11 protein-coding genes are annotated in these 12,831 nt (G+C 64.3%); 7 read left to right on the forward strand and 4 right to left on the reverse strand.

Going from position 1 to position 12,831, the window contains the following annotated elements; translation table 11 throughout:
- The first annotated feature begins 16 nt into the window (after nucleotides 1–16).
- From XH91_RS03180 to XH91_RS03195, 4 genes are all read left to right on the forward strand, one after another.
- Nucleotides 17–406, forward strand: a complete 390-nt coding sequence (locus tag XH91_RS03180) for a response regulator (protein WP_128949235.1) — start codon at nucleotides 17–19, stop codon at nucleotides 404–406.
- A gap of 34 nt (nucleotides 407–440) precedes the next feature.
- Nucleotides 441–1,322: a CheR family methyltransferase gene (locus tag XH91_RS03185; RefSeq protein WP_128949236.1), complete on the forward strand. Its 882-nt coding sequence runs from the start codon at nucleotides 441–443 to the stop codon at nucleotides 1,320–1,322.
- 2 nt (nucleotides 1,323–1,324) lie between these two features.
- Nucleotides 1,325–1,642 carry a PilZ domain-containing protein gene (locus XH91_RS03190; RefSeq protein ID WP_128949237.1) on the forward strand — a complete coding sequence of 106 codons (318 nt, stop codon included), beginning with the start codon at nucleotides 1,325–1,327 and terminating at the stop codon, nucleotides 1,640–1,642.
- 142 nt (nucleotides 1,643–1,784) lie between these two features.
- Nucleotides 1,785–2,288 (forward strand): response regulator, encoded by a 504-nt coding sequence (locus tag XH91_RS03195; RefSeq protein ID WP_128949238.1) that lies wholly within the window; start codon nucleotides 1,785–1,787, stop codon nucleotides 2,286–2,288.
- Nucleotides 2,289–2,345: 57 nt separating this feature from the next.
- On the opposite strand, the gene XH91_RS03200 is transcribed toward XH91_RS03195, so the two are convergent.
- Nucleotides 2,346–2,657 carry a hypothetical protein gene (locus tag XH91_RS03200; RefSeq protein ID WP_128949239.1) on the reverse strand — a complete coding sequence of 104 codons (312 nt, stop codon included), beginning with the start codon at nucleotides 2,655–2,657 and terminating at the stop codon, nucleotides 2,346–2,348.
- Between the two features lie 164 nt (nucleotides 2,658–2,821).
- On the opposite strand from XH91_RS03200, the gene XH91_RS03205 reads away from it, so the two are divergent.
- Nucleotides 2,822–3,457, forward strand: coding sequence for a response regulator transcription factor (locus tag XH91_RS03205; protein ID WP_128949240.1), 636 nt, complete (start codon nucleotides 2,822–2,824; stop codon nucleotides 3,455–3,457).
- A 150-nt stretch (nucleotides 3,458–3,607) separates the two neighbouring features.
- On the opposite strand, the gene XH91_RS03210 is transcribed toward XH91_RS03205, so the two are convergent.
- The gene (locus XH91_RS03210; RefSeq protein ID WP_128949241.1) at nucleotides 3,608–7,204 is read right to left on the reverse strand and encodes a PAS domain S-box protein; all 3,597 of its coding nucleotides are present in this window, start codon (nucleotides 7,202–7,204) and stop codon (nucleotides 3,608–3,610) included.
- Entirely contained in the window at nucleotides 7,182–7,601 is a 420-nt protein-coding gene (locus XH91_RS03215; protein ID WP_128949242.1) for a response regulator, read from the reverse strand. Before XH91_RS03215 ends, XH91_RS03210 begins: the two co-directional genes overlap by 23 nt.
- A gap of 255 nt (nucleotides 7,602–7,856) precedes the next feature.
- Between XH91_RS03215 and araD the strand changes: the two genes are divergently transcribed.
- Both araD and XH91_RS03225 read left to right on the forward strand, forming a co-directional pair.
- Nucleotides 7,857–9,596, forward strand: coding sequence for an L-arabinonate dehydratase (araD, locus tag XH91_RS03220; protein WP_128949243.1), 1,740 nt, complete (start codon nucleotides 7,857–7,859; stop codon nucleotides 9,594–9,596).
- A gap of 120 nt (nucleotides 9,597–9,716) precedes the next feature.
- Nucleotides 9,717–10,436, forward strand: a complete 720-nt coding sequence (locus tag XH91_RS03225; protein ID WP_128949244.1) for a ribonuclease activity regulator RraA — start codon at nucleotides 9,717–9,719, stop codon at nucleotides 10,434–10,436.
- 185 nt (nucleotides 10,437–10,621) lie between these two features.
- Here the strand turns inward: XH91_RS03225 and XH91_RS03230 are convergent, their stop codons facing one another.
- Entirely contained in the window at nucleotides 10,622–12,727 is a 2,106-nt protein-coding gene (locus XH91_RS03230; protein ID WP_128949245.1) for a S9 family peptidase, read from the reverse strand.
- Between the last annotated feature and the right edge of the window lie 104 nt (nucleotides 12,728–12,831).

Below are 12,831 nucleotides of genomic sequence, written 5' to 3' on the forward strand. Positions count from 1 at the left end.
TGGCCGGAGATCCAAGATGAAGACCTGTTTGGTGGTTGACGATTCCAGCATCGTTCGCAAGGTCGCGCGCCGCATCGTCGAAGCGCTGGGCTTCCAAGTCATCGAAGCGGAAGACGGCGTCGAGGCGCTGGTTCATTGCAAGAAGGCCATGCCTGAAGCCGTCCTGCTGGACTGGAACATGCCCGTCATGGACGGCTTCCAGTTCCTGGGTACGCTGCGCCGCATGCCCGGCGGCGACGAGCCGAAGGTCGTGTTCTGCACCACCGAGAACGGCATCGATCACATCACCAAGGCGATGGGCGGCGGCGCCAACGAGTACATCATGAAGCCGTTCGACAAGGACATCGTGTTGGCGAAGTTCCAGGAGGTCGGACTGGTCGCGCGTGAAGAAGAGACGGCGGCCTGAAAACACACCTGATAGTAGCGTCAAGAGGTATCCTGTGAACTCGCCCGACTACGAGTATCTGCGTAAGTTGCTGAAAGAGCGTTCCGGCCTCGACCTGTCCGCCGACAAGCAATATCTGATCGAAAGCCGCCTGCTGCCGCTGGCGCGCAAGGCCGGCCTGCCTGGTATCCCCGAGCTCGTGCAGAAACTGCAAGGCGGCTCCAGCGCGCTGATCACCAGCGTGGTCGAAGCCATGACCACGAACGAGACCTTCTTCTTCCGCGACAAGGTCCCGTTCGATCATTTCCGCGACACCATCATGCCTGAGGTCCTCAAGGCCCGCGCCGGTCGCCGCAGCGTACGGATCTGGTGCGCCGCAGGCTCGACCGGGCAGGAGCCTTACTCGCTCGCCATGACCCTGAAGGAAATGGGCGCGGCCCTGAGCGGCTGGCGTGTCGAGATCATCGCGACAGATCTGTCGCAGGAGGTCCTGGAGAAGGCCAAGGCCGGCGTCTACAGCCAATTCGAGGTGCAGCGCGGTCTGCCGATCCAGATGCTGATGAAATATTTCAAGCAGACCGGCGAGACCTGGCAGATCAACCCCGAGCTGCGGGCGATGATCCAGCATCGCCAGCTCAATCTGCTGCAGGATTTCTCGCACCTCGGCGCGTTCGACGTCATCTTCTGCCGCAACGTCCTGATCTATTTCGATCAGGACACCAAGATCAACATCTTCAACCGCCTTGCCCGCCAGATCGAGCCCGACGGCTTCCTGGTGCTCGGCGCGGCGGAGACGGTGGTCGGGCTGACCGACACGTTCAGGCCGATCGCCGATCGCCGCGGCCTCTATAGACCGAACGATCCGCGTGCCGCGGCGGCAAAGCCGGCGGTCGACGGTGTCGCAGCGCCGCGCGTGGCAGCCATGGCAGGGCGATAAGCATGGCCGAAGAGGGCAAGGGCGCAGAGCGCGTCACATTCAGTCGTGGTTATGATGTCTGCATCATGGCCATCGACGGTACGTGGCGGCGCGACTGCACGCTCAATGCGATTTCGGACACCGACGCCATCCTCACGGTCGAGGGCTCGATCCAGGGGTTGAACCTGAAGGAGTTCTTCCTGCTGCTGTCGTCGACCGGCCTTGCCTACCGTCGCTGCGAGCTGGTGCGCGTCAACGGCGCCGAGATGGACATCCAGTTCCTGCGCGGCAAGAACCGCAAGAAGCGCGGCGCGGCCAATGGCCATGACGCGGTGGTGTGATCGTCACGTGCCCCGTGCGGCTCACCTCTGACGCATTGCTTCACATTTTCTGAAAACATCCGAACGAATTCGCAGACCCGGCTTTACGTGGCCTAAGCGCGCGCGATGTATCAATAGCAGGTCGCAATTTCAGGGTCCGGCCATGCCAAGAAGCTCTCTCTCCCCCATCACGTCAAACCTGCCCGATGTCGCCGAGCGGCGCGCACTCCAGCTGCTGGTGGTCGATGACGACGCCACGCAGCGCAGCCTGATCACGGTCGCCGCCAAGCAGGCCGGCCATGAAGTGGCCGTTGCGCCGTCGGTTGCGGAAGCCATCGAAAAGCTGCGTGCCGCGCGCTTCGACTGCGTGACGCTCGACCTCGTGCTGGAGGATGGTGACGGCATCGACGTGCTGCGCGAGATGGCGGCGGCCAAATTCACCGGCTCGGTGATCGTCATCAGCGGCATGGACGGCAAGCGCCGCAGCGCTGCCCGCAGCTTCGCCCGTTCTGTCGGGATCGAGCTTCAGAGCCTGCCGAAGCCGCTGGATCTTGCCGCGCTGCGCATCAGCCTGGCCAATCTCGGCAAGACTGCAATGGGGCTGCCGACGATCCACACCTGGGGCGGCGTTGCGACCGATGCAATCGTGGAACGGCACCGCGCCTGAGGCGCGGAGCCGCCATGCGGTCGGCTGCGGCCGATCGGCCGCGCTGATTGCTGCCGCCTAGGCGGGATTGCCGGATTCCGACAGCTTTTCCAAGGCGTGACCAAGCTCCGCCCGGCAGGTATTGAGAGCGGCGCTCGCCGTGGCAAAACGGGGCGTGACGTCGTCGAGCACGACGATGTCGCTGGAACCCAAATCGGCGCTCGAGGTAACGTCATCTGGCTCCATATCTTTCGTGGTCATGGCAGCGTCGATCAGACGCATGCTGATCTCGATGCGCGCGATCAGGGAGCGAAGTTCGGCCGCGATCAACTGACGGCTGTCGGTTTCAGCCATTGCGACGAGCGGGGGCGTGCCGGCGTAATTTAGCATGGATATTCTCCGTCCCCCGCAATAAGGCACCACAGCGCTACTTGTGCGTTAAGTTCATGTCCCGTACAAATGCGGGTGGGCCGAATCTGCGCCGAAAGCCATAGATGTTGGGCGCGGACGCGAGTCCTTGAATGCCGGCGTGGCTTGGCGAATGGACGTGGCACATGGTCGAACAAACCTCCCGTGGTGAGATCTTCGTGGTCGATGACGACCCCGCTGTTCGCGACACCTTGTCGATGGTGTTGAAGGCGGCGGGCTATGAGGTGATCTGTTTTGCGGACGGCGCGGCACTGCTGTCCGTCGCGCGAAACCGCACACCGGCTGCGATCCTGCTCGATGTGCACATTCCCGGGAAGTCGGGCCTCGACATTCTGAAGGAGTTGCACGGCGAGGACTATCCGGCGCCGATCTTCATGATCTCCGGGCAGGGCGACATCGCGATGGCGGTGGGCGCGATCAAGAGCGGCGCGCTCGACTTCATCGAGAAGCCGTTCCGCGGCAGCGAGATCGTCGGCCGGCTGGACGAGGCGATCGGCGCTTATGCACGCAGGCAGGCAGAGAACGCCGCGCCGAAATTCGGCTCGCTGCATTTCCCTGGACGCGAGCCGCTGACCCGCAGGGAGCGCGAGGTGCTCGAGCAATTCGCTGCCGGTGCGTCCAACAAGGAAGCCGGCCGCACGCTCGGCATCAGCCCGCGCACCATCGAGGATCACCGCGCCAACATCATGAAGAAGCTCGGCGCCCGCAACGCCGCCGACCTGATCCGCATCGTGATGACCGCAGCCCAGCGCGCGTCTTAAAATGGTCTCGTGCCCCGGACGCAGCGCATCACGCAGTGATGCGCTGCAGAGCCGGGGCCCATCTTTCCAACTCCACGGCTGACAGTTGTGGTCCCGGCTCTGCGCAGCAGTGTAAGACGCTGCCGCGCGTCCGGGACACACGTGCCAACGTCAACCGCTCAGCGCCCTGCGGATGATCCGCGCCAGGTCGGATTTGCGATAGGGTTTCGCCAGCAGCAGCACGCCTGAATCCAGCCGGCCGTGATGGATGATCGCGTTCTCGGTATAGCCCGACGTGTAGACCACCTTGAGATCAGGCCGCGTCTTCAGCACCTCGTCGGCGAGCTGCCGTCCGTTCATCTTGCCGGGCATGATCACGTCGGTGAACAGCAGATCGAACGGCGTGCCGCTGGCGACGATCGCGAGTGCCTCCGCGGCATTGGCGGCCTGCAGGGTGACGTAACCCAGCGAATGCAATTGAGCCAGCACATAGTCGCGCACCAGCCGGTCGTCCTCGACCACCAGGATGGTTTCGTGCCCGCCCTCGATCGTAACAGGCGTCACCCCTTCGGCAACCGCCGCAGGTGTCTTGCCCGGCGGCAGGTACATCTTGATCGTCGTGCCGTGGCCTTCTTCGCTGTAGATCTTGACGTGGCCCGCGGACTGCTTGATGAAGCCATAGACCATCGAGAGACCGAGGCCGGTGCCCTTGCCCGGCCCCTTCGAGGTGAAGAAGGGGTCAAATACGCGCGCCAGCATCTGGGACGGAATGCCGGTGCCGGTGTCGCTCACCGCGATCAGCACGTAGTGACCGGGCGGGACATCGTTGGCGCTGGCATAGACCTCGTCGAGATAGGCGGCGCCTGTCTCCACGATCAGCTTGCCGCCGCCGGGCATCGCGTCACGCGCGTTGAGCGCGAGGTTGAGGATGGCGGTGGTGAGCTGGTTCGGATCGACGACCGCAACGCAGCTCTCGTCCTCGAAAACGGATTCGATCTGGATCTGTTCGCCCAGCGTCGGCCGCAGCAGCTTCGCGGTGTCGATGATCAGCGAGTTGATGTCGATCTCGCGCGGCTGCAGCGGCTGCTTGCGGGCAAAGGCCAGCAGATGCTGTGTCAGTTCGGCGCCGCGGCCGGCGGCCTCGTCGATCATCTTGGTGATTGCGGCAAGCCCGGGATCCTTGGCCACCGCGTCCGCCAGGATCTCGATCGTCCCGGTGATGACGGTAAGGATGTTGTTGAAATCGTGCGCCACGCCGCCGGTGAGCTGGCCGACCGCTTCCATCTTCTCGGCGTGGCGAACCCGCTCCTCGGAGGCGATCTTGTCGGTGAGGTCGCGGTAGAACACGTTGAACAGGATGCCCTCGCGACGCCTGAGCGCCGTGACGCTCAACTCGGCCCTGAATTCCTTGCCATCTCGGCGGCGGACCATCAGCTCGCGGCGGCGGTTGAGCGCCCGCCCTTCTGCCGAATCGAGGAAGCGTGCGAGGCCGCCCTTGACCCTTTCGCGCTCGCTCTCGGCGACGATCAGGTCGATCGCGTTCTTGCCGAGCGCCTCTTCCCGCCGCCAACCGAACAGCTCCTCGGCCCGCGAGCTCCAGTTCAAGATGGTGCTGTGTTCGTCGGTCTGGACAAAGGCGTCGAGCGCGGTCTCGACGATGTTGCGCGCAAGCTGCTCGCTTTCACGCAGGGATTCGGCAGCCAGCCTCGCCTCGGTCATGTCGCGCCCGACGAAGAAGAAGCGCTTGGCCTGATCCGACCAGCTGCCGAGCCAGGACAACCAGACCTCGCGGCCGTCCTTGTGGAAGCAGCGTGTGTCGGCGAGCCTCGGATGGCCGCCGCGCCGAAGCTCGCGCATCTCCTCGCGGGATTTCTCGAGGTGGGCGGGATGAATGAAATCCTCGCCGCTGCGTCCAATCATCTCGTCGGGTGCGTAACCGAGAATGGCCTCGCTGCTCGGGCTGATCTGCACGATGTGGCCGCGCGAGTTCATGATCATGATCAGATCCTGCGAGGTGTCGAACAGCTGCCGTCGCTCCTCCAATTGGTGCTGTACCGCCCGCTCTGCGCGCCGCGCTTCGGTCAGGCTGCGCGCGGATCCGGAGGCGCCAATGATCTCGCCAGAAGGTCCCCTGATTGGTGACAGGCTGAGCGAGATTTCGATCGGCGTGCCGTCCTTGCGGAGCCGGACCGTCTCGAAGCGTTCGACCGGCTCGCCCCTCGAGATCCGCGCCAGATAGTCCGTGCCCTGCTCGCGTCGGTCGGGCGGGACAATGATCGAGGTGGATTTCCCGATCGCCTCGTTCGCCTGATATCCATAGAGCCGTTCGGCGGCGGGATTCCAGCCGGTGATGATGGCATCGAGGGATTGCATCACGATCGCATCGTCGGATGATTCCACAGCGGCGCTGAACAACAGCTCGCGCGTCGCATGATGGCTTCGTGCGGCCTCGGTGCGGCGATGTTCCTGGACCTCGCGTTCGAGAGCGGCTGCTTTCGCGCGCGTCTCTTCGACCATCTGGGCAAAAGCCCGCGCCAGCGCGCCGGTCTCGCCGCTCGCATCGACCGGAATCTCCGCCGGCTGTCCGTTGCCGACAGCCTCCACAGCCGCGGTCAGGCGGGTGATCGGGCGCGTCAATGAGCGTGCGAGCAGCACCGCGAGGAGGGCTGCGGCGAAGACCGCAAGCATGCCGACCAGCAAGGACGTTTTTTGAATCGCAGCCGGCACGCGGCCGAAGACGGCCGGAGGAATCGTCTCGATGATCCCAATCCAATCCGTACCTGCGAGCAGCGCCGGCGCCAATGCCGCGCCACTTGGCCCGCCGGGCGCATCGGCGGCGAGCTGGGTGGACACGTCTCGTGTGCCTGCCAAGGCCGCAAAATATGGAAAATCATTGCGCCAGTTGGTGGGGTGGCCACGCAATGAACCGAATTCTCGTGCGCGATCGGGATGGACGAGATAGTCGCCGCGCGCGTTGACGACGTAAATCTCACCCCCTGAGCTCTTCGTCGCGCGGATGCGATCGAGCGCCGGACGCATGTCGACATTGGCGATGATGATCCCGAACGGCTTGCCGTCAGGTGTGAACAGTGGCGTTCCGACCCGGAGAGTCGGAGTGTGCAAGTTGGTGGTCCCGCCGCCGTGGGTCGCCAGATCGATTGGCGAAACATAGATCTCGCCCGGCGCGAGCCGGATCGTTTCCTGAAAGTAGCTTCGCTCGCTCTTGCTCTCCAGCTCGCTGTTGGGGACGATCCGCGCCGTTCCGTTCGGGCCGGAGCGATCGACGCGGACCAACTCGCGCTGATCGTCGTCAAGACCGATGATCCGAAACTGCCCGTAGCTGGGTTTGGCCTCGATCTCGGCCGCGAGCCGTGCCGCGATGCGATCGCGCCAGGTTTGCTCGGAGACATTGTCAAGCGGGTCAATTCCTCCACCGGCGTGGGCACGGATCAGGCCGTTGATGGCCGCCGCGGAGCGGTAGCCGATCAAATCGCCGCGCACGCCGGCAACGTAGGCTTCGAGATTGTTGGCCAGCAGGCGCGACTGGGCCTCGACCCGCTCCAGGACGCGTGGAATGACGGCCTGCGAGATGTTGCGGTAGCCCAGCCAACCGACCGCCGCCACCGTAACCGCCACCAGCAGAATCATTGCGACGGCCAGACGTGTTGCCAGCGTCATGGGAAACCTTACGGGATTCCCGGGATGATCGCGCCTGTTCTGGCCTTGAGCGGCGGAGGTGCTCCCGTCATCGGCGGCTGGCATTGACATCGGACCCCTCCGACTCGCCCGCCTTCAGGCAATTGTCGACCGCCGCCAGCAGCGCGTCGGCCCGAAACGGCTTCTGCAAGCTCGCGACGGCGCCAAGCTTGGTCGCCATCTTCAGGAAATCCGGCTCGGCATAGGCGTCCGGCGTGATCGAACGGCCGGAAATGACGATGATCGGAACGGCAGGTCTGAGGGCGCGGGCGTGGCGCATCGTTTCCAGCCCGTCCATGCCCGGCATGTAGATGTCCAGGAACAGCAGGTCGAACTCGCTGGCCTCGAACAAGGCGAGCCCTTTGCGGCCGTCGCCTGCGACTGTCACATGGTGACTGGCCCGCTCCAACAGCAGCCGGATTGTCAGCTGAACCGCCGGATCGTCATCCACGATCAGGATGTTGGCCACTCGAAACCCTCCGGGAGTCGAACGGGATGCCCCTCCAACCCCAACTAAAGCTCCAAATGCGAAATTGTTGCGCGGATTCCCGTCTGCCTGCAAGCACTTCGGGGCTTGGTTGGGATCAGCTGAGTCAATATTGCGTTGCACCTTGGATCTAAGCACGTTTGCGTGCATATCAGTCAAAAACCGGACGTCCCGTGCCTTGCGGGTGGTGGACATCCCGTGAGAAGAGCGGGGCGGATTCCCTGACGGAGAAGGCAAGTGAGCAACAAGAAGAAAACACCCGACCAGCTCCGCAGCGCGCGCTGGTTTGCACCTGACGACCTCCGCTCGTTCGGTCACCGTTCCCGCGCCATGCAGATGGGCTACGCTCCCGAGGAGTGGAAGGATCGGGCGTGCATCGCGATCATCAACACCTGGTCGGAGGCACAGCCCTGCCACATGCACTTCAAGTCGCGCGTCGATGACGTCAAGCGCGGTATCCTGATGGCCGGCGGCCTGCCGGTGGAATTGCCGGCGCTGTCGCTGTCGGAATCCCTGCTGAAGCCGACCACCATGCTCTATCGCAATCTGCTGGCGATGGAGGCGGAGGAGCTGTTGCGCAGCCATCCGGTCGACGGCGTGGTGTTGATGGGCGGCTGCGACAAGACCACGCCGGCACTGCTGCTGGGCGCGACCTCCATGAACATCCCCGCGATCTATCTGCCGGCAGGTCCCATGCTCCGCGGCAACTGGAAGGGCAAGACGCTCGGCTCCGGCTCCGACGGCTGGAAATATTGGGACGAACGGCGCGCCGGAAAGATCTCCGACAAGGACTGGCTCGACATCGAAGCCGGCATCGCCCGCAGCTACGGCACCTGCATGACCATGGGCACGGCCTCGACCATGACCGCGATCGCCGAAGCGATCGGCATGACGCTGCCGGGCGCCTCCTCGATTCCGGCGGCCGACGCCAACCACATCCGCATGGCCTCCGAATGCGGCCGCCGCATCGTCGAGATGGTGTGGGAGGATCTGACGCCGAAGACGATCCAGACCCGCAAGGCGTTCGAGAATGCGATTGCGGTGGCGATGGCGATGGGCTGCTCGACCAACGCGATCATCCATCTGATCGCGCAGGCCCGCCGCGCCGGCCAGGACATCGGCCTCGACGATTTCGAGATCGCGAGCCGCAAGGTGCCCGTCATCGCCAATGTCCGTCCGAGCGGCGAGACCTATCTGATGGAGGATTTCTTCTATGCCGGCGGCCTGCCGGCGCTGATGGGCCAGATCAAGCAGCATCTGCATCTCGATTGCGTCACGGTCACAGGCAAGACCCTCGGCGAAAACATCGACGGCGCCGAAGTGCACAATGCCGACGTGATCCGCTCGGTGGCCAATCCGATCTACCAAGAGGGCGCGCTCGCCGTGCTCAAGGGCAATCTCGCGCCCGACGGCTGTGTCATCAAGCCCTCCGCCTGCGCGCCGCGCTTCCTCAAGCACACGGGCCCGGCGCTGGTGTTCGATGATTATCCCTCGATGAAGAAAGCCGTCGACGATCCCAACCTCGACGTCACCGAGGACCACATCCTCATCTTGCGAAATGCGGGGCCGCAGGGCGGGCCGGGCATGCCGGAATGGGGCATGCTGCCGATCCCGACCAAGCTGGTGAAGCAGGGCGTGCGCGACATGGTGCGTATCTCGGATGCGCGCATGAGCGGCACCAGTTATGGCGCCTGCATCCTGCACGTCTCGCCGGAGTCGTACATCGGCGGTCCGCTGGCGCTGGTGCAGAACGGCGACCGCATCACCCTCGACGTCGCGGCGCGCACCATCAATCTCGACGTCCCCGAGGCTGAGCTCGACAAGCGCCGTGCTGCCTGGAAGCAGCCCGAGCGCCGCTTCGAGCGGGGCTATGGCTGGATGTTCACCAAGCACATCAAGCAGGCCAATGACGGCTGCGACTTCGACTTCCTCGAGACCGATTTCGGCGCGCCGATCGGCGAGCCGTCGATTTACTGATGCTGTCGTTCCGGGGCGATGCGAAGCATCGAGCCCGGAACCCATTTTACCGCGGCGCGTGCGGCCGGATGGATTCCGGGCTCGCGCTCCGCGCGCCCCGGAATGACGAGAGAGAATACGATGTCCAAACTCAGCGAAGCCACCCGCAACAAGCTCAAATCAGTCTCCACCGCCACCGTCGCCACCGCGCTGTTCAAGCGCGGCCTGCGCATCCAGATGATCCAGGATGTGCATCCCGTCGGCCCTGATCAGCCGACCATGGTGGGCGAGGCCTTCACGCTGCGCTACATGCCGGCGCGCGAAGATCTCAACACCATCGATGTGTTCAGGGACCGCTCCCATCCGCAGCGCAAGGCGGTCGAGGATTGTCCGGCAGGCGCCGTGCTGGTGATGGACAGTCGCAAGGACGCGCGCGCGGCCTCCGCCGGCGCGATCCTGGTGACGCGGCTGATGAAGCGCGGCGTCGCCGGCGTCGTCACCGACGGCGGTTTTCGCGATTCCGCCGAGATCGCCAAGCTCGGCATTCCCGCCTACCACCACCGCCCCTCGGCGCCGACCAACCTCACGCTGCACCAGGCGATCGAGATCAACGTTCCCATCGGCTGCGGCGATGCGCCGGTTTTTCCCGGCGACGTCATCCTGGGCGATGCCGACGGCGTCATCGTGATCCCGGCTCATCTTGCCGACGAGATCGCCAACGAGACCTTCGAGATGACGGCGTTCGAGGACTTCGTCACCGAGGAAGTAGGCCGAGGCCGCGGCATTTTCGGCCTCTATCCCGCGACCGACCCGCAGACGCTCACCGATTTCGCGGAGTGGCGGAAGAAGAACGGGAGGTAGCTGGTCTGAAAATGACGCCACACACTCCCACGTCGTCCTGGCGAAAGCCAGGACCCATTGCCCCAGGGAAAAGTTTGGCGAAGACCAGTAATTGAAGAGGTAGTACGGCCACCGGCGCCCTCTCGATAAATCACGCGGTATGGGTCCTGGCTTTCGCCAGGACGACGAGGTGGAGACAGTGTGGCTTACACCCCGGCTTCCGCCTTTCCCGTCGCCCACAGCGCAAACGCGTAGACGATCGCGACTTCATCGAGCCGGTCAAACCGGCCCGATGCGCCGCCATGGCCGGCGCCCATGTTGGTGCGCAGCAGCACCGGACCGCCGCCGCTCATGGTCGCGCGCAGCCGGGCAATCCATTTGGCGGGCTCCCAATAGGTGACGCGCGGATCGGTCAATCCGCCCATCGCCAGGATCGCCGGATAGTCCTTCGCCGCGACATTGTCGTAGGGCGAGTAGGACAGGATGGTGCGGAAATCCTTCTCGCTCTCGATAGGGTTGCCCCATTCCGGCCATTCCGGCGGCGTCAGCGGCAGCGTGTCGTCGAGCATGGTGTTGAGCACGTCGACGAACGGCACCTCGGCGACGATGCCCGCGAACAATTCGCCGGCGCGGTTCGCCACCGCACCCATCAGCATGCCGCCGGCCGAGCCGCCATGGCCGACGATGCGTTTTGCGCTGGTGTACTTCGCAGCGATCAGCGCGCGGGCGCTGGCGGCAAAGTCGTCGAACGAGTTGGTCTTCTTCTCGCGCTTGCCGTCGAGATACCAGCCCCAGCCCTTGTCGGCGCCGCCGCGGATATGTGCGATGGCGTAGACGAAGCCGCGATCGACCAGCGACAGGCGGTTGGCATTGAACGAGGCCGGCATCGCCATGCCGTAGGAGCCGTAGCCGTAGAGCAGCAGCGGTGCCGCGCCGTCGAGCTCGAGGCCACGGCGATGGAGGATCGACACCGGCACCTCGGCGCCGTCCTGCGCCCTCGCCATGATACGCGTGGTGACGTAATCGGCCGCGTTATGGCCCGATGGAATCTCCTGGCGCTTGCGAAGGGTGCGCGTCCGCTTGGCCATGTCGTAATCGTACACCTCCGACGGCGTCGTCATGGATGAATAGGCAAAGCGCAAATTCGTCGTCTCGAATTCGTAGGAGCCCATCGTGTCGAGCGAATAGGCGGCCTCGTCGAAGGCGATCGCGTGCTCCTCTCCGCCGGCGAGCGCACGGATCACGATCGCCGGCAGCGCATTGGCGCGCTCCAGCCGCACCAGATGACCGGCATAGAGGTCGAGGTCGATGATGTAGATGCCGGGACGGTAGGGGATCAGGTCGCGCCAGTTCTTGCGTTCGGGCGCGCCTAGCGGCGCCGTGACGATCTTGAAGTCGATGGCATCGTCGGCATTGGTGAGGATGAACAGCTCGTCGCCGCGATCGGCGAGCGAATATTGCACGCCCTCCTCGCGGGCTGCGACCAGGCGCGGCGGCGCCTCGGGGTCGGAAAGATCGATCAGTCGCTGTTCCGACGTCTCGTGGTCACCGCCGGCGATCACGCAAAAGCGACCGCTGGTGCTCTCATGCAGATGGGTGAACCAGCCGGCATCCTGCTCTTCATAGACGAGCGTATCGTCGGCCTGGACGGTGCCGAGCTTGTGGCGCCACACCTGCATCGGCCGGTGATTGTCGTCGAGCTTCACGTAGAAGAAGCTCTTGCAGTCTTTGCTCCAGACCACGCCGCCGTCTGTCTCTTCGACGACGTCGTCGAGATCTCGACCGGTCGCCCAGTCGCGGACGCGGATCGTGAAATATTCCGAGCCCTTGGTGTCGGCGCTCCAGGCCTGCAGCCTGTGATCGTTGGAGTGACGGCTGCCGCCGAACTTGAAATATTTGTGGCCTTTTGCCAGTGCGTCGCCGTCGAGCACGATATGCTCGGCGCCGCCCTCGCGCGGCATGCGGCCGAACAACTCGTGCTGCCCGCCTTCGCGAAACCTGCGAAAATAGGCGAACGGCCCGTCCGGCGACGGGACGCTGGAATCGTCCTCCTTGATGCGGCCGCGCATCTCGCGCACCAGCGTTTTCTGCAAGGGCGCGGTGTGGCCGAGCAGGCTCTCGGTGTAGCCGTTTTCCTCATCCAGATATTTGCGGATGTCGGGGTCGAGCACCCCGGGGTCGCGCAGCACCTCCTGCCATTTCGCATCCTTCAGCCAGGCATAATCGTCGGTCACCGTGATGCCATGCCTGGTGAAGGAATGCGGCCGCCGCGGGGCGACGGGGGTCTGGGAAGGTGTCTTGGCCTGGGTCACTCGATCCTCATTGAGAAGTGTGTTCCGTGTTATATCGTCCCGAATTCGCCAATTGCCAGCGCCGCTGCTTCACCTCGCCGGGTTGTTGATCGGTCCCTTCTATG

Source organism: Bradyrhizobium guangzhouense, from assembly GCF_004114955.1.
In the GTDB taxonomy this organism is placed as follows: Bacteria; Pseudomonadota; Alphaproteobacteria; order Rhizobiales; family Xanthobacteraceae; genus Bradyrhizobium; species Bradyrhizobium guangzhouense.